The sequence below is a fragment of the Pseudomonadota bacterium genome (assembly GCA_030775045.1).
Lineage (GTDB): Bacteria > Pseudomonadota > Alphaproteobacteria > JALYJY01 > JALYJY01 > JALYJY01.
The window spans coordinates 1-14,680 of sequence record JALYJY010000041.1 but is presented as its reverse complement, the minus strand read 5'-3'; the positions used below and the strand labels follow the sequence as shown (position 1 = coordinate 14,680).

The 14,680-nt window shown below is 61.1% G+C and carries 19 protein-coding genes and 1 tRNA gene; 5 read left to right on the top strand and 15 right to left on the bottom strand.

All coding sequences use genetic code 11. The features are described from left to right. Positions 1–303, bottom strand: a 303-nt coding sequence (locus tag M3O22_05125) for an SDR family NAD(P)-dependent oxidoreductase (GenBank protein ID MDP9196137.1), incomplete at its 3' end; no start/stop codon positions are given. A 244-nt stretch (positions 304–547) separates the two neighbouring features. On the opposite strand from M3O22_05125, the gene M3O22_05120 reads away from it, so the two are divergent. Both M3O22_05120 and M3O22_05115 read left to right on the top strand, forming a co-directional pair. Then, positions 548–622 (top strand) — tRNA-Thr (locus M3O22_05120). A gap of 78 nt (positions 623–700) precedes the next feature. Beyond that, entirely contained in the window at positions 701–1,270 is a 570-nt protein-coding gene (locus M3O22_05115; GenBank protein ID MDP9196136.1) for an NAD(P)H-dependent oxidoreductase, read from the top strand. Here M3O22_05115 and M3O22_05110 read toward each other — a convergent pair whose 3' ends face one another. The 6 genes from M3O22_05110 to M3O22_05085 all read right to left on the bottom strand — a co-directional run bounded on the left by M3O22_05110 (position 1,271) and on the right by M3O22_05085 (position 6,245). Then, entirely contained in the window at positions 1,271–2,863 is a 1,593-nt protein-coding gene (locus tag M3O22_05110) for a hypothetical protein (GenBank protein MDP9196135.1), read from the bottom strand. 84 nt (positions 2,864–2,947) lie between these two features. Then, positions 2,948–3,205, bottom strand: coding sequence for a succinate dehydrogenase assembly factor 2 (locus M3O22_05105; protein MDP9196134.1), 258 nt, complete (start codon positions 3,203–3,205; stop codon positions 2,948–2,950). Between the two features lie 2 nt (positions 3,206–3,207). Continuing rightward, positions 3,208–4,209, bottom strand: coding sequence for an RluA family pseudouridine synthase (locus M3O22_05100; GenBank protein MDP9196133.1), 1,002 nt, complete (start codon positions 4,207–4,209; stop codon positions 3,208–3,210). Positions 4,210–4,214: 5 nt separating this feature from the next. Then, positions 4,215–4,640 (bottom strand): hypothetical protein, encoded by a 426-nt coding sequence (locus tag M3O22_05095; GenBank protein MDP9196132.1) that lies wholly within the window; start codon positions 4,638–4,640, stop codon positions 4,215–4,217. Positions 4,641–4,814: 174 nt separating this feature from the next. Next, the gene (gene grxC / locus M3O22_05090; GenBank protein ID MDP9196131.1) at positions 4,815–5,075 is read right to left on the bottom strand and encodes a glutaredoxin 3; all 261 of its coding nucleotides are present in this window, start codon (positions 5,073–5,075) and stop codon (positions 4,815–4,817) included. 222 nt (positions 5,076–5,297) lie between these two features. Then, complete coding sequence (locus M3O22_05085) at positions 5,298–6,245, bottom strand: bifunctional riboflavin kinase/FAD synthetase (GenBank protein ID MDP9196130.1); 948 nt, start codon at positions 6,243–6,245, stop codon at positions 5,298–5,300. A gap of 94 nt (positions 6,246–6,339) precedes the next feature. Here M3O22_05085 and M3O22_05080 point away from each other — a divergent pair, with 94 nt between their 5' ends. From M3O22_05080 to M3O22_05070, 3 genes are all read left to right on the top strand, one after another. Continuing rightward, positions 6,340–7,380 (top strand): alpha/beta hydrolase, encoded by a 1,041-nt coding sequence (locus tag M3O22_05080; protein ID MDP9196129.1) that lies wholly within the window; start codon positions 6,340–6,342, stop codon positions 7,378–7,380. 64 nt (positions 7,381–7,444) lie between these two features. Beyond that, positions 7,445–8,020 (top strand): DJ-1/PfpI family protein, encoded by a 576-nt coding sequence (locus M3O22_05075; GenBank protein ID MDP9196128.1) that lies wholly within the window; start codon positions 7,445–7,447, stop codon positions 8,018–8,020. 268 nt (positions 8,021–8,288) lie between these two features. Further along, positions 8,289–9,761: a tail fiber domain-containing protein gene (locus M3O22_05070; GenBank protein MDP9196127.1), complete on the top strand. Its 1,473-nt coding sequence runs from the start codon at positions 8,289–8,291 to the stop codon at positions 9,759–9,761. Between the two features lie 22 nt (positions 9,762–9,783). On the opposite strand, the gene M3O22_05065 is transcribed toward M3O22_05070, so the two are convergent. The 8 genes from M3O22_05065 to M3O22_05030 all read right to left on the bottom strand — a co-directional run. Continuing rightward, positions 9,784–10,449 (bottom strand): ABC transporter permease subunit, encoded by a 666-nt coding sequence (locus M3O22_05065; GenBank protein ID MDP9196126.1) that lies wholly within the window; start codon positions 10,447–10,449, stop codon positions 9,784–9,786. A gap of 4 nt (positions 10,450–10,453) precedes the next feature. Then, positions 10,454–10,750 carry a hypothetical protein gene (locus M3O22_05060; GenBank protein ID MDP9196125.1) on the bottom strand — a complete coding sequence of 99 codons (297 nt, stop codon included), beginning with the start codon at positions 10,748–10,750 and terminating at the stop codon, positions 10,454–10,456. A gap of 6 nt (positions 10,751–10,756) precedes the next feature. Then, complete coding sequence (locus M3O22_05055) at positions 10,757–11,686, bottom strand: thioredoxin fold domain-containing protein (GenBank protein MDP9196124.1); 930 nt, start codon at positions 11,684–11,686, stop codon at positions 10,757–10,759. A gap of 86 nt (positions 11,687–11,772) precedes the next feature. Next, positions 11,773–12,435: a phosphatidate cytidylyltransferase gene (locus M3O22_05050; protein MDP9196123.1), complete on the bottom strand. Its 663-nt coding sequence runs from the start codon at positions 12,433–12,435 to the stop codon at positions 11,773–11,775. Further along, positions 12,428–13,165, bottom strand: a complete 738-nt coding sequence (locus tag M3O22_05045; GenBank protein MDP9196122.1) for an isoprenyl transferase — start codon at positions 13,163–13,165, stop codon at positions 12,428–12,430. Before M3O22_05045 ends, M3O22_05050 begins: the two co-directional genes overlap by 8 nt. A gap of 6 nt (positions 13,166–13,171) precedes the next feature. After that, on the bottom strand, positions 13,172–13,729 hold the full coding sequence (gene frr / locus M3O22_05040; protein MDP9196121.1) for a ribosome recycling factor: 558 nt from the start codon (positions 13,727–13,729) through the stop codon (positions 13,172–13,174). Continuing rightward, entirely contained in the window at positions 13,726–14,487 is a 762-nt protein-coding gene (pyrH, locus tag M3O22_05035; protein ID MDP9196120.1) for a UMP kinase, read from the bottom strand. The genes frr and pyrH overlap by 4 nt, the downstream gene beginning before the upstream one ends. A gap of 31 nt (positions 14,488–14,518) precedes the next feature. Further along, positions 14,519–14,680 (bottom strand): elongation factor Ts (locus tag M3O22_05030; GenBank protein ID MDP9196119.1); only part of this gene is annotated, 162 nt, incomplete at its 5' end.

The window sequence follows — 14,680 nt, the reverse complement described above, 5'->3', positions numbered from 1 at the left end:
GTCCACATGGATGCGCTGGAAGTCACCGCGGCGGGATTCATACAGGATGCCGATCAGGTTGATAACCACCTGCGCTCCGTGAACCGCGGCAGCAACCTGGGTCTCATCACGGAGGTCACAGCGCAGGGGCACGATCTGGCCCACATGGCCGTTGACCCGCAGGAACGTGGCGGCAGAGGGATTGCGCGTGGGCACGCGGACCGTCATGCCGGCCCGGGCCAGATGGCGGACCACATGCCGGCCGATAAAGCCGCTTCCACCAAAAACAACAGCAACGGGATTGGCCATGTCCTTCACATCCATGTCTGTTCCGCGACAGACAGTAGTCCGGGCGCAAAGGCAAGGCAATCCCCCGGCTTTGCCAGTCTTCTTCCCTGTTGTCATTCCGACCGGGGCAAGGCCGAGTGGAGGAATCTCTCCTGATAAGGGAGATCCTTCGACTTCGCGTCACTCCGTAACGCTTCGCTCAGGATGACAATCAAGGGGAACAGGAGTGCCCACCCCCTTGCGTTCGGGAATCCAGGACGGTACTGTCCCCGCCTTCAGGGCCGATGTAGCTCAGGGGTAGAGCAGCGCTTTCGTAAAGCGAAGGTCGGGGGTTCAATTCCCTCCATCGGCACCACTACCAAATCCCCCTGCCCTTCAACTACAGGTGTGATAGCCTGCCGGGGTCTGCGCAGCTGTCTGAAGGGGGAAAACCATGCTGAAAATCGCTGTCATCATCGGAAGCACGCGGCCCAACAGGGTGGGCGAAGGCGTGGCGAAGTGGGTGTATGGGCAGGCCACGAAACGAACCGACGCGGCGTTCGAGCTGGTGGACCTGCGGGATTTCAGCCTGCCCCTGCTGGACGAGCCCAAGCCCCCGTCCATGGGCCAGTACGCGCAGCCGCACACAAAGGTGTGGTCGGAAAAGGTTGCCTCGTTCGACGCGTTTGTCTTTGTCACGCCCGAATACAACCGCGGCATTCCGGGCGCCCTGAAAAACGCCATCGACTTTCTGTACCGGGAATGGAACAACAAGGCCGCCGGCTTTGTCAGCTATGGCAGCACCGGGGGAACGCGCGCCGTGGAACAGCTGCGCCTGGTGATGGGGGAACTCCAGATCGCCGACGTACGCGCCCAGGTGGTCCTGTCACTGTTCACCGACTTTGAAAACATGAAGGACTTCAAACCCGACCCGCGGCACGAAAAGTCGCTCACCACCCTGCTGGACCAGGTCATCGCCTGGAGCACAGCCCTGAAGCCGCTGCGGGAGAAAAAGCAGGCCTGATCAGACGGTCGGTGTGCGGGCTGCCGCCGGCGTTGCTCCCCGGCCGGATGAGACTACAGCGGGCATCACGGGCGGAGCCACAACGGAAACAGACGTACTTTCCCGTCGCTTCATGAACATCCGCACAAGCGCCTCGCCGTCGGCGACATCCATCCGGAAAAAGACCCGCTTCGGATCTTCCTGGTATTTCGGTTTGTCCTGGCCCGGCAACTGGACAAATGCAGACCCGAAGGTTTCCCGCATCCTGTATGACACACCCCCGGCGGACAGCGTGTCAACAAGTTCCCGCAGTACTCCTGTCTTCAGATCTTCCGGCCGACCCAGTGGGAGACGGTATCCCTTCCCGCCATCCGGTTTCCAGCCGGCATCCTTCATGTCCTGCAGCGCCATTTCCCGCAATTCGGAAGAAACCATGCTGTCCTGAAGCGTTGCAGCAGCCCTGGTGGCAGACCTTTCCCTTGTCAGGCGGTCTTTTTCCGCCAGCTCCGCCTCACGCCGGGCATTGTCGGCATCAATGATGGCCTGGAATTTCTCGCCACCGACAATGAAAACCCTCTCGGAAATTGCTGCTGCTCTTTTTTCATGAACCGGGTCAACGTTTCCTTTTTCATCGACCTTTATCCCGAACATCGGTCCGGGAGAGAGAGTAAAAAGCTTTTTCAGCTCTTCCCATCCCAAGGTTTTCTCCCGGAACTCAAGCCCTGCCTGCCGCAGCAGGCCATAAACCCGGGATACTTCTTTCTGAAGGCCGGAATTGACCTTGCCACGCCTTGATTCCGACCCCAGGACCAGGGCAAAGGCGGATGGTATGCTGGTGCTGATCCAGCCGAATTCCGTGATAGCGCGGGCCAGGGCCGGATCCACACTCTTCTCCGCCTTTCCGGTTTCCGGTCCGGCTTCCGGCTGCGAAGCCGGCCGCGACCGGGCAGAGCTGCCCCTGATGCTGATGGTGGGATCCTTTTTTCCGGATACCGAAACCGGTGTTCCACCCCCGACAGAAGCCACAGTATTGTGCGTATCAGGCCTGATGACAGAAGGCCGGCGGGCATGCACACCGGGGGTGGTAACCGTCCTTTCGAATTCCAGGGCATTTTCCAGTGCCAGGGAAATTTCTTCCGGACCGCCCTGCAGGAACCGTGACATATCTCCCAGAACCGCGCCGCGCCGGGCGGATACTTTCAGATACATGTTGCCATTGGCGTCCGTATCGAAAACCGGCGCACAGCCCAAAGCTGCCAGGGTTGATTCAAGAATGGCTAGATGGGGAGTATTTTTCGCGCCAAGAGAAGCCCCGAAAGCCAGCTTTTTGATATTCACGCGGTGCCAGGTTTCGCCACTCTCGGTCACAGTGTCCCACGAAGTGCCTTCAGTCCCGAAGACCACGCTGGCCACTTCGGCCCGGCGCTGGTCATCCATGGCATCCCAGTCCAGGCGGGTTCCGGCTTCCGTCACTCTGGAAGAAGTGCGGACTGTTTTTTCTTCTGCAGAGCGTCCGGTGAGAGGGGCCGCCAACGCACTGAGCGACGTCAGGGCAACGGCAGCCGCAACCCGCCATTCCCGCATATATTTTTTCCAGTTCCATATGGAGGCCATGTCCTTCCTCCCGCTCCTCTGCCTGCGGCCGGATACACTCCCGGCCGGTATCCCACATAGAACCCTATCTTTCTTAAGATATGGTTAAGGGACTGCAGATGCGGAGAAGGAACGCAGCAGGTCCATCACGTCGTGCTGCAGGCGGGGAGGAACCGGGACGCGGCCCAGGATCCAGTCGTACAGCACAGGGTCCTGTTCCTCCAGCAGGGTCTCGTACAGGGCCAGCTGGCGGTCGGTGAACAGGGGCACATGACGGTCGGCGAAGGGTCCCAGGATCAGGTCCATCTCCCGGCTGCCCCGGTGCCAGCTGCGGAAGACCAGGCGCTTGCGGCGGGGGACCATGATCAGGCCTCTGCGGCGGCAAAGGGATCGCCGTCATCCTTCTGGTGAAACCCGAAATACTTCCAGGTTTTTTTCATATGATCCGGCAGCGGTGCAGTCACGTCGATCATACCCCGGCGGGGATGGGGAAGAATGATACGCCGGGCATGGAGATGCAGGTCGCGGGACAGCTCCACACCCGTCAGGGAAGCCCCCTTCCCGGCGTATTTCCCGTCGCCCAGGATGGGCGTGCCAATGGCCGCCATATGGGCGCGCAGCTGGTGCGTGCGCCCCGTCACGGGCCACAGGGCCACCCAGGCGGCTTTTTTCCCGGCAGGCTCGACCACGCTGTACAGGGTGACAGCGTTTTTCCCCTCATCCTCATCGGGAGCCATTTTCTCCCGCCCTGCCCCGCCCTGTTTCGACAGGGCCAGGTCGATGCGGCCCTGGAACGGCACCGGCGTTCCCACGGTCACAGCCCAGTAGTACTTGCGCACGTCATGGCCGCGGAACAGCTCCCCCAGCCTGCGCGCCGCCGGCAACGTGCGGGCCAGCACCAGAACACCGCTGGTGTCCCGGTCCAGCCGGTGCACCAGTCGTGGCCGCTCGCTGGCCTCGAATTGCAGCACGTCCAGCAGAAGATCAATGTTTTTCCCGACACCGGTTCCACCCTGAACCGCCATGCCGGCGGGCTTGTTGATCACCAGTACATCGTCGTCCCGGTACAGCACCCGGGCCTGAAGATCCTTTATGTCATCCTGCGAGGCCCGTGCGGTTTTCGGTGTCCGTGGGGCACGGGATTCTTCCTGGGCCGAAGCCGACGGCAGGGGGGGAATGCGGATAGCCTGCCCCTCCTCCACCCGGGTATCCGCGCTGGCCCGTTTACCCGCCACACGGACCTGGCCCGTGCGCAGCAGCTTCTGCAGCTGACCGTGCGTCACCTGCGGGAAATGCCGCCGGAACCAGCGATCCAGCCGCATCCCGGCCTCGTCCGCTGTCACGGTCAGAGTCTGGACGATGTTCATGCGGATCAGGCCGCTATGGCAGAAATTCCGGCGATCAGCCCGGGGCGGGTCGACCGGCAGCAGGCTGACAGAAGGGCCGCGAAATCAACCGTTCTGAACGGAGACAGGAGAGTATGGGCTTCTGCGTCCGGGATATTTTCCGCCGCTTTCCACAGACCTGCCAGATCCCCCAGGGAATAAAGCATGAAGTACAGACTTTTCCCTCCCCAGGCTTTCACCGGCTCGAAATGATCCAGAGCCTCATAAACCATATCCTGCAAGGTTGTTGCGGTGGTTTCCCCCGTACGCCGGGACCGGTCCAGGATGAACCCGATAAAATCCCCAAAGGCGGGTAGCTGTGCATTATAGACCCGCACCAGGAAGGCCACCTCACCGGACGGGGAAAAAGGCGGGACAGTATTGGCCCCGCCATGGGCTGTCTGATGGCTCATTGTCTGTTTTCTCCAGAGTCAGGGGTGACCAGAACGTGTCATCAACTGACGCAGAATGAGCCAGATGACAAGAGTTTTCGAGAACCGGAGCGGAGCGTACATAAATGTGCGTGAGCACCGGAAGCGGAAAAAGCTGAAGTCAGATGGCCATTATCCGTCAGTTGATGACACATTCTAGTCCTTCAGCAGGGCCTCCAGCTTGCCGTCCCTGTCCAGGGCGCGCAGGTCGTCATAGCTGCCCACATGCTTTCCGCCGATGAAGATCTGGGGCACCGTCTGGCGGCCGCCGGTGCGCTTGATCATCTCGTCCCGGCGGGCAGGTTCCAGCATGATGTCGACTTCCGTCCATGATGACACGCCCTTGCTTTCCAGCAGGCGCTTGGCGTGGCTGCAGTAACCGCAGAAGGGTGTGGAATAGATCTCGATGACCGGCATGACCCGTACTCCTTGCAGCTCCATTATGCGCCAGAAATCTCTTTCATGCACGATATTCCGTCATGTTTTCTGTCGTTAAGCCTGTTTCAACAAGCCTGTCATCCCGAGCGAAGCGTCATGCAATTGACGCATAGTCGAGGGATCTCATGCGGAAGGAGATCCCTCCACTCCGCTACGCTCCGGTCGGGATGACATGTGGGGAGAGGGTGGGAGCCTTCTTCCCTACAGCCCATGCTGGTGACAGATATTCCGGGCCTGGTCCATATCCTGCGTGATGCGGGCCCGCAGGGCGTCCAGGTCCTCGAATTTCTGTTCGGGCCGGATAAAGGACAGAAGCCCCACGCGCAAATGGCGATCATAAAGGTCCAGATCCGCGCCGGCGTCCAGGATGTGCACTTCGAGCCGCACATCAGTTCCCTCGTTCACGGTGGGTCGGCGGCCAATGTTGGCCACACCGGACAGGGTGCGACCGTCCTCCAGCCCCACCTGCACCGCATAGACCCCGAAGGCGGGACGCAGGTATTCCCCCAGATCCAGATTGGCCGTGGGAACGCCGATGGTCCGGCCGCGCTGCTGCCCCTGCCGCACCAGCCCCTCGACGAGCCAGGGCCGGCCCAGAAGCTGCGCCGCCTGCTCTGGCTGCCCGGCCTGCAGCAGGGCTCGCACCTGGCTGGAGGAGCACGGCTGGCTATTCTCCCCCAGCGTCAGGGGCACCAGCGTCACGCCAAACCCGAGGCGCTGGCCGGCGTCCTGCAGCATGGCGCCAGCGCCCGAGCGTTTATGGCCGAACACAAAATCCCCGCCCGTGACCACGTGCCGGACGGCGCAGTCCCGCACCAGGATATCCTCCACAAACTGGCCGGCGGCCATTTCAGAGAACACGCGGTCAAAATGGATGACGTACAGGATCTCCACCCCCATGTCCTGGAGGATCCTGGCCTTTGTGCGAAAGGGCGTCAGGCGGAACGGCGGTGTTTCCGGGGCAAACAGGGCCCGTGGATGCGGCTCGAATGTCATGACCGCCAGGGGCGCACCATAACCGGCCGCAACCTCTGCCGCCCGCGCCAGCACAGCCTGGTGCCCCCTGTGGACGCCGTCGAAATTGCCCATGGCCACCACAGCGCGCCGGGCGTCCTCGGGCAGGTCGCGGGTGGTCCGGTATATTCTCATGCTGAAAGAATTCCGCAGGAAACTCTTGATTCAGCCCCTGTGTATACCCTATTTGTTCGCAGTGGAAAAAGATTATCCGGGACCTGCAGACTCATTGTCTTTCTTTGAACCCCCGCGCCTGAAATGCACCGCCGCCTTCCGCTGGCTTGACACGCCGGACGGGAAAAGGATCCGCTGTGGCCGGTGGGAGCCGGTGCAGTTCCCCTCGTTCACCGTGGTGATCCTGCCCGGCCGCGGTGAATTCATCGAGAAGTATGACGAGCTGGCCGGGGAAATCAACAAGCGCAAGGGCCGTGTCCTGGCCATCGAGTGGCGCGGACAGGGAAAATCGTCCCGCCTGACGAAAAACCCGCAGCGCGGCCATGTGCGATCCTATGACGACCACGTGGCGGACATGAAGCTGTTCATGAACAGCATGGTGCGCTTTGCCTCTGAGGGGAAAGTGTTCTGGTTTCCCCAGTCCATGGGCGCCCTGATCGCCCTGCTGTACCTGGCGGAAAACCCCGTCAATCTGGAAGGCATCATCTTCACCTCGCCCATGGCTGACCTGGTGACCGAGCCCTTTCCCCGCCGCACCGCCCGCGCGCTGGCCTCCTTTGGCTGCAACACAGGATTTGCCGAAACCTATGCCTTTGGCCAGGGCGATTTTGATCCGGCGAAAATACCCTTTGAGAACAATCCCCTGACCTCTGACAAGGGACGGTTTGACCGGATGCGTCAGTGGCTGGACCAGGAGCAGGCCCTGCGCTGTGGCGGGCCGACCTTTGGCTGGATGGACGCCACATTCCGCGCACTGGAAAAACTGGGCAAGACCGACATGGCAGCCCTGTCCGGCTGTGACAAGCTGATCCTCAGCGCGCCGGATGACAGGATTGTCCCTTTCCGGTCCCAGCAGGCCCTGTCTACCCGCCTGTCGAAAACCTCCCTGAAAACATACGAGGGCGCCAGGCACGAGCTGTGGATGGAAACCGACACCATCCGCAAGGCTGTGTGGAAGGATGTGGACGATTTCATGGGGGTTCGCATTCCCTACTATGTGGGGGGCGGCACGGACCGCATCCGCCCCGATGCCCGCCTCACCAATCCTGCCGCAAAGCCGCCCGCGTGGCGGCCCGGAACAGGGGGTCAGTTCTGAGGTCTGTTCCGGTATCCCTGGTTTTTCCCTTTTTCATTCTTGTTGTTCAAGGAGTTGTGATTTTATGAGTCAGCCCGTTTCCCTTGCCGGGAAAAAAGTTCTTGTCCTGATTGCCAGCGGTTTTGAAGAGACCGAACTGACAGGATGCCAGCGCGCCCTGATGAAAGCCGGGGCCAGCATGAAAACAGCCTCGGTGGATTCCGGCCTGGCCAACGGATGGCACGGCAATACCTGGGGTCACTACCACACCATTGACCTGCCGGTGGGAGAAACGCTGGCGTCCGATTTCGACTGCCTGCTGCTGCCCGGCGGAACACGCAGTATCGCCAAACTGAAACAGAGCGCCCATTCGCGCCGGATCATCAACACCTTCATGGACGGGGGAAAGCCCGTCGCAGCCATCAGCCAGGCGCTGGAGCTTCTGGCCCTGGCCGGCTCCCGGCTGTCCGGACGGACGGTGACAGGACCGGCGGACCTGAAAGGCCCTGTGGAAACCCTGGGCGCCCTGTGGTCCGAAACCCCGGTTGCCGCGGACCGCAACCTGGTCACCACACCGGGCGGAGCCGCCATGGAAGCCTTTATGCCCGCCATGCTGTCCGTCTTCGCAGCGGGCCCTGTCGCCATGGCTGAGGCGGAGTGAATCAGAGCACCGGAATGAGAATTTCTTTCTGATGTCATCCTGAGCGCAGCGAAGGATCTTTCCCGAGCAGCAAGAAGATCCTTCGGTCGTTCCACTCCCTCAGGATGACAATGAGAGTGGAGACGATCCATACAAAGCCCCCTCCCCTTGCATGTTTTCCCCATCCGGTGCAGGAAGAAGGACCTGTTCCTTTTCCTGGCAGATTCTTCATCTTTTCTCTTCATAATTGAAGGATCATGACCCAGGAGGTCACTCCAGAGGGCAAACGATGCGTATATTTCGTAACATCTCTTCTGTCCGCCACCGCGGCTTTACCCTTGTGGAGCTCGCCATTGGCCTCGCCGTGCTTGGCGTATTGTTTGCCGGGGTGTGGCGCCTGATCGGCGGCATGAACCAGCAGCTTCAGGACCAGGCTGTGGCCCGGCAGACAAAGGCCATTGCCGAGGCTGCGAACCGGTATTCGCAGGTCGAGCGGCCGCGAATCGTTCTTCTCGCCCCGAATCAGTGGCACATCATCGGCGTTGTGGATGATCCTGCGTCTCCGATGCCCGAGCTGCAGCCGGCCTATCTCTCACCGAACACCACGGACACGAATCCGCTGGGCCAGCGGTACCAGGTACTGGTGCAGCATGACAATGCCGGAAATGTGGAAACCTTTGTGGCTGCGACCGGCGCGACAATCCCTGTGGATGACCTGCGGGCGGCGCGAATCGTAGGAATGACCGGGGCGGATGCGGGGACCATCTACAGTGACGAGCCTCCGGGTGCGATGGTGATTCGCGGAGCTTACGGCGGATGGACCCGCCCTGTGTCTGACTTTGGCGGCGTTATTCCCATGGCTGCGGGGGACATCATCACGGGAACGATGTTTGCAACGACGGATCTGGGGGCGCCGTTCCTGTACCGGGACGTAGTGGCCGGCAACCCCGAGTTCAACCGGATGAATACCGATATTGATATGAACGGGCGGAGTTTGCTGAACACGCTCAGTCTGACGGGGGCGAATATCAGTACAGTGCACCCGGATGGCACGGGGACGCCGATGACACTGCATGTGTTCGGAGATATCAACACACAATCCGGAGTATTCACTGGCTGTACAACAAACTGTGCCTCCGGCTGGCAGGCAAAAATGGAACAGGACGGCGATATTGTCGCCAGGGGAACGGTCTCCGGCAACAGGGGAGAGTTTATGGACGTGGTGTCAAATACATTGTCTGTAAGCCGGGCGGATGTCGCCCAGAGTCTTTTTGTAAGGGCTTCTGCCAGCATGCGGGTGCTGGGACCTGCAACCCTTGAAGGTCAGGTCAAAATAGGTCCGAACCCTTCCGATCAGGCCACTGCAGCGCTGGTCGTTGGCAGCAGGGGAATGGAAAGTGCATTTTTCGGGGGCAATGTTGCCATCGGCGGCGACCTGTTTGTCGGCGGAACGTGTACCCGTTGCTCGGGCTCGGACATAAACCTGAAGAAAGATATCAGGCCCATTGCCAATGCCCTGGAAAGGCTTCTTGAGATCAAAGGCGTCTCATATGTCTGGAAAAAGGACGGAAAGAAAGGTCTTGGGGTCATTGCCCAGGACGTGGAAAAGGTTTTCCCCGAGCTTGTCGTGGAAAATGAGGGAATCAGATATGTGTCCTATGATCATCTGGCCGGCCCCCTCATCGAAGCCATCCGCAAGCTGAAAACGGACAGCGACACCCTGCGCCGGGAAGTCGAGAGGCTGAAGGAAATACGGGGATAGTCCCGGCCCTGCTGCCGGAAAATCAGTGCTCCGAGATATTCCTCGTATAACGTTGTCGCAGGATCCAGGCCAGGCCATTGACCGGAAGGCACAGGGCCAGGAAGAACACGCCCATGGCCGTATAGATCTCTACAGGTTTGTAGATCTGCGAATTGATCCGCTGGGCCATGCGGAAGATTTCCTCGACCGAGATCAGGCTTGAGAACAGGGTGGCGTGCAGCATGGCCACCTGGAGCAGCAACAGGGACGGCAGGGTACTGCGCAGGATCAGGGGAAGCTGGATCCGGAAGATGGTCTGGCGGCGCGTCAGGCCCGTGACCTGTGCGGCCACAAGATACTGGCGCGGAAAATCAGCCAGGGCCGTGCGGACAATATCGGCCACGCCGAAGATGTTCAGGACGGTCAGGATAAAGGACGTTGTCCAGAAAGGATCGATCACGATCCCCAGCATCCCCTGCAGCGAATAGTGCATCCAGAACAGGAACACCAGGAGGGGTGTGGCGCCCAGGATAAAGGAGATAATTCGCGAAGGACCGCCGATTGCTGCGGGCAGCCGCGTACCGGCCATGCCCAGTGTTGCGCCCAGAACCAGGCCGCCGGTCCAGATGATGGCGCACAGCTGCAGGGTGACGAACAGGCCTTTCAGAAAGGCGGGCCAGTATGTCACCAGGATATTAAAAACGCTCATGCGGTCAGGACAGTTTGCGCAGGCACTGCCACGCCATGGCTCCCATAATGGCCGCGGGGATCAGGACAATCAGGGTTGTTACCACTTCGCCCCGCAGGGCAAAGGTTATGGCCACCAGAAGGATACCCAGCGCCACCAGGGCATACAGGGTGCCGGCAAAGCGCAGGGCCTTGCGCATTTCCGGGGTCAGCTCGCCGGGTTTTCCGGATGTGCCGCCCGCCAGTGGAGCCTGGCGCTTTGCAGCCACCGGGCGGGAAGCGGGCCGGGCGGGGACAGGGGGTTTGTCAGGCGGCTGGCTCATGGCAGGCTATCCGGCAATATCGTTGATGACAGCGTCCAGATCTTTGGGCTGGCCTTTAAGGATTTTGATTTTCCCGTCCTTGCCGCGGTACGACAGCCACGGAACTCCGTCGATACCCCATCGCAGGACAAACTGCATGTTTTCCAGCAGTTTCTGGCCCGATTCCTGGTTGCCCAGGCCCTGCAGGGCGTTGGGCCCCATGGACAGGAAAGCCTCAAAGGTTTTGGCAGGATCCGGTGCCGCCAGAAGGGATGCGGCGTTGATCATGCTTTCCTCGGACAACAGGCCGACGGGAACCATGCGCACCTGGACCCGGCCCTCCGCCGCCGCGCCTTCTTTCAGCTTGCGGAAAACTTCCTTGCAGTACGGACAGCGCGGATCAAAGGCAAAATACAGAACCGGCCCTGTTTCCTGCCCCAACCTGAACCAGTGGGTTTTTTCCAGCTCGCCATACATGGTTTCGCCCATGTTGGCTCCCGTTGCCGGCTGCGGGGCATGGGGACGGGCGGCAACCATCGGCGCGACGGGAGACGGGGAAAGTCCGGGTGCGGTGGGGAGAGGAGGCGGGGGTGGGGCTTCCTGGAAGGCCATACCCAGCTTGTAGCCCCCGGCCTGTGCAGCCTCGACCTGCTGTTTTGTGATGTTTGCTCCGGCGCCGTCGAACAGGGGGCCGGTCAGGATGCCCATCCCGTCGGCCGTTGTATAGAAAACAGCCGTCTGGCCTTCCCTGGTGGCGGCCCAGCTGTCCAGCCCGCCCCAGCTTCCCAGCCACAGGATGTCCGGCGTCAGCTGGCGGACCGAGGCCAGCGCGGGAACCTTTGCGGGATCAGGCCCCTGTGCCGGGGACGGCGTCTGGGCCAGCGCACTGCTGCCTGAAAACACGACCAGAACCAGAACTGCCAGACACTGGAAAAACCGTATGGGGAAAAACCGCATGGCCACAACTCCCGATATATCTTTCCTGATTATGCGGCGATCCGGGACGTTGACGCAAGATGGTGTTTTTGGGAATCAGCCCCGTTTCACGTGAAACAGATCACTGCAAGGACAAAGACCGGCGCGGCGAACAGAAGGCCATCGATGCGGTCCAGAAGGCCACCATGGCCAGGGATCAGGTGGCCGCTGTCCTTCAGCCCTGCCCGGCGTTTGAGCCAGGACTCAAAAAAATCACCGGCCTGGGACACAATGACCAGCACGCCGCCGATAAAGGCAGGACCCGTCAGGAACCCTTCACCCATGATCCAGGGAATTCCCGAGGCCCGGGATATTCCCTCCCCTGCCGCCGCACCGAACAGGATGGCTCCGCCCAGTCCCGCCCAGGTCTTTTTCGGACTGATGCGGGGGAGCAGTTTCGGACCACCGATGGTCCGGCCGAACACATAACCCCCGGTGTCTGTGGCTGCCACGACCACGAGAACATACAGGGTCATCCAGAACCCGTCCGCCAGATCCAGACGCAGCCAGGACAGGGCCAGCAGGATCGGAGCCAGCCAGAGGATCCCGGCTGCAACCGCTGCGGGCCAATTCAGGTGCAGCGCCCGCGCCAGACCTATCCACTCCCGGGCAGCCAGAATCCCGCCGATGGCCAGCAGGACCAGCCATACGTACCCGCCTGTCCACAGGGCTGCCAGAGCCACTCCGGCCATGACCAGTGCGGACAGGATCCTCAGGATCAGATTACGCATGGGTGGCGACTTTTCCGAAGCGGCGTTCCCGTCCTGCGTAATCCTGCAGGGCCTGTTCCAGATCCTTCCGGGAGAAATCGGGCCACAGGGTATCGGTAAAAACGAATTCCGTATAGGCCATCTGCCACAGCAGGAAATTGCTCAGGCGCTTTTCGCCGCTGGTGCGGATCAGAACGTCAGGATCAGGCAGGCCATGGGTATAGAGAAACGACCCGAAAGCCTGTTCATCCAGGGCTGCAGGATCCAGTTTTCCCTCTGCCGCCTGCACTGCAATCCGGCGGGCCGCCTCCACGATTTCCTGCCGCCCGCCATAGCTGAGGGCCACGGTCAGGAAAAGGCGGCTGTTATCCCGGGTCAGGGTTTCCGCGTCACGGATCAGTGCGGCGATGTCCTCTGGCAGCAGGTCCGGCTGGCCGATAATGCGCAGACGGGCGCCGGCCTCGTGCAGTTCCTTCAGGTGGGATTTCAGATACAGCCGCAGCAGGCCCATCAGGTCCCCGATCTCGCTGGCCGGGCGGGACCAGTTTTCCGAGGAAAACCCGAAAAGGGTCAGATAGCGGACGCCCAGATCCTGTGCGGCCTCTGCCGCTCTTCTGACAGCCTCGACCCCTTGCCGGTGGCCCATGGTCCTGGGCAGGCCCCGGGCCTTTGCCCAACGGCCGTTACCGTCCATGATGATGGCCACATGGTCTGGCGGAGAAAATCTGTCAGGAGTCGGGATTTCCGGCATGGGCAATCAGACCTGCAGGATCTCTTTTTCCCGGGCGGCCAGGCTGTCGTCCACCTTTTTGATGTGCTGGTCTGTCGCGGTCTGGATCTTTTCGGACCATGTCCTGTGCTGGTCTTCCGACAGCGTTCCATCCTTTTCCATCTTTTTCAGCATGTCCATGCCGTCGCGCCGTACGTTGCGGATGGCGACCCGGGCCTGTTCCGCATACTTTGCCGCCACCTTGGCCAGTTCCTGGCGGCGCTCCTGGCTCAGTTCCGGAACGGGAACGCGGATCAGCTGGCCATCCGGCTGGGGGTTCAGGCCAAGGCCGGCATCGCGGATGGCCTTTTCCACGTTTTTCACCATGCCCTTGTCCCAGACCTGCACGGTCAGCAGGCGGGGTTCGGGAACGCCGATGGTACCCACCTGTGCCAGTGGCATCATGCTGCCATAGGCTTCCACGGTCACGGGCTCCAGCATACTGGTCGAGGCCCGGCCCGTGCGCAGACCGGCAAATTCCTTTTTCAGCGACTCAACGGCACTGTCCATACGGCGCTGGACATCGTCAAAACCGGGAAAACTCATGGCTTGCCCTCCTCACTGACAATGGTGTGGGGACCGCGGCCGGCCATTACGTCGGCAAAGGCCCCGTGGGTGTGGATAGAAAACACGACAATGGGAATCCGGCTTTCCCGCGCCAGGGTCACGGCAGACGGATCCATGACGCGCAGGTCCCGGGTCAGCACATCCATATAGGTGAGCCGGTCAAAACGGGTAGCCGAGGGATCCTTTTTCGGATCCGCCGTATACACGCCGTCCACTTTGGTACCCTTCATCAGGGCGTCACATCCCATCTCGGACGCACGCAGGGCAGCGGCTGTATCCGTGGTGAAAAAGGGATTGCCCGTTCCGGCCGCAAAAATGACCACCCGGTTCTTTTCCATATGCCTGACGGCCCGGCGGCGGATATAGGCCTCACACACTGTGGCCATGGGAATGGCGGACTGGACGCGGGTCTGGACCCCGATCTGCTCCAGCGCGTTCTGCATGGCCAGCGCGTTGATGACCGTGGCCAGCATGCCCATGTAGTCGGCCGAGGCCCGGTCCATGCCGGACGCAGCGCCGGATACACCGCGGAAAATGTTGCCGCCCCCGATGACCAGGCACACCTGGACGCCCAGGGCCACAACATCCCTGATCTCTTCTGCAATGCGGCTGACAGTTCCGGAATCAAGGCCGAATTCACCATGGCCCATCAGGGCCTCGCCGGAAATCTTCAGCAGGACCCGACGGTATTTCGGGGATGAGCCCGGAGCAGCATTGCGGGCAGAGCCTTTTGCCATGTCCGTCTCCCTCCCCTTCCCTGATTTTGGGTCAGCCGGCTCCTGCAGCAGCGGCAACCTCGGCGGCAAAATCGGTTTGTTCCTTTTCGATCCCCTCGCCCAGCGCGAACCGGGCAAAGCCCTTGAGCACAACCGGCGCCTTCAGCTCGCCTGCCAGGTCTTTCACAACATCCGCGACCTTTTTGTCCGGATC

Bases quoted from the DNA above. Each gene is read 5' to 3' on its own strand.
- M3O22_05115 (MDP9196136.1), top strand. From the start codon at position 701: ATGCTGAAAATCGCTGTCATCATCGGAAGCACGCGGCCCAACAGGGTG.
- M3O22_05110 (MDP9196135.1), bottom strand. From the start codon at position 2,863: ATGGCCTCCATATGGAACTGGAAAAAATATATGCGGGAATGGCGGGTT.
- M3O22_05105 (MDP9196134.1), bottom strand. From the start codon at position 3,205: ATGGTCCCCCGCCGCAAGCGCCTGGTCTTCCGCAGCTGGCACCGGGGC.
- M3O22_05100 (MDP9196133.1), bottom strand. From the start codon at position 4,209: ATGAACATCGTCCAGACTCTGACCGTGACAGCGGACGAGGCCGGGATG.
- M3O22_05095 (MDP9196132.1), bottom strand. From the start codon at position 4,640: ATGAGCCATCAGACAGCCCATGGCGGGGCCAATACTGTCCCGCCTTTT.
- grxC (MDP9196131.1), bottom strand. From the start codon at position 5,075: ATGCCGGTCATCGAGATCTATTCCACACCCTTCTGCGGTTACTGCAGC.
- M3O22_05085 (MDP9196130.1), bottom strand. From the start codon at position 6,245: ATGAGAATATACCGGACCACCCGCGACCTGCCCGAGGACGCCCGGCGC.
- M3O22_05075 (MDP9196128.1), top strand. From the start codon at position 7,445: ATGAGTCAGCCCGTTTCCCTTGCCGGGAAAAAAGTTCTTGTCCTGATT.
- M3O22_05070 (MDP9196127.1), top strand. From the start codon at position 8,289: ATGCGTATATTTCGTAACATCTCTTCTGTCCGCCACCGCGGCTTTACC.
- M3O22_05065 (MDP9196126.1), bottom strand. From the start codon at position 10,449: ATGAGCGTTTTTAATATCCTGGTGACATACTGGCCCGCCTTTCTGAAA.
- M3O22_05060 (MDP9196125.1), bottom strand. From the start codon at position 10,750: ATGAGCCAGCCGCCTGACAAACCCCCTGTCCCCGCCCGGCCCGCTTCC.
- M3O22_05055 (MDP9196124.1), bottom strand. From the start codon at position 11,686: ATGCGGTTTTTCCCCATACGGTTTTTCCAGTGTCTGGCAGTTCTGGTT.
- M3O22_05050 (MDP9196123.1), bottom strand. From the start codon at position 12,435: ATGCGTAATCTGATCCTGAGGATCCTGTCCGCACTGGTCATGGCCGGA.
- M3O22_05045 (MDP9196122.1), bottom strand. From the start codon at position 13,165: ATGCCGGAAATCCCGACTCCTGACAGATTTTCTCCGCCAGACCATGTG.
- frr (MDP9196121.1), bottom strand. From the start codon at position 13,729: ATGAGTTTTCCCGGTTTTGACGATGTCCAGCGCCGTATGGACAGTGCC.
- pyrH (MDP9196120.1), bottom strand. From the start codon at position 14,487: ATGGCAAAAGGCTCTGCCCGCAATGCTGCTCCGGGCTCATCCCCGAAA.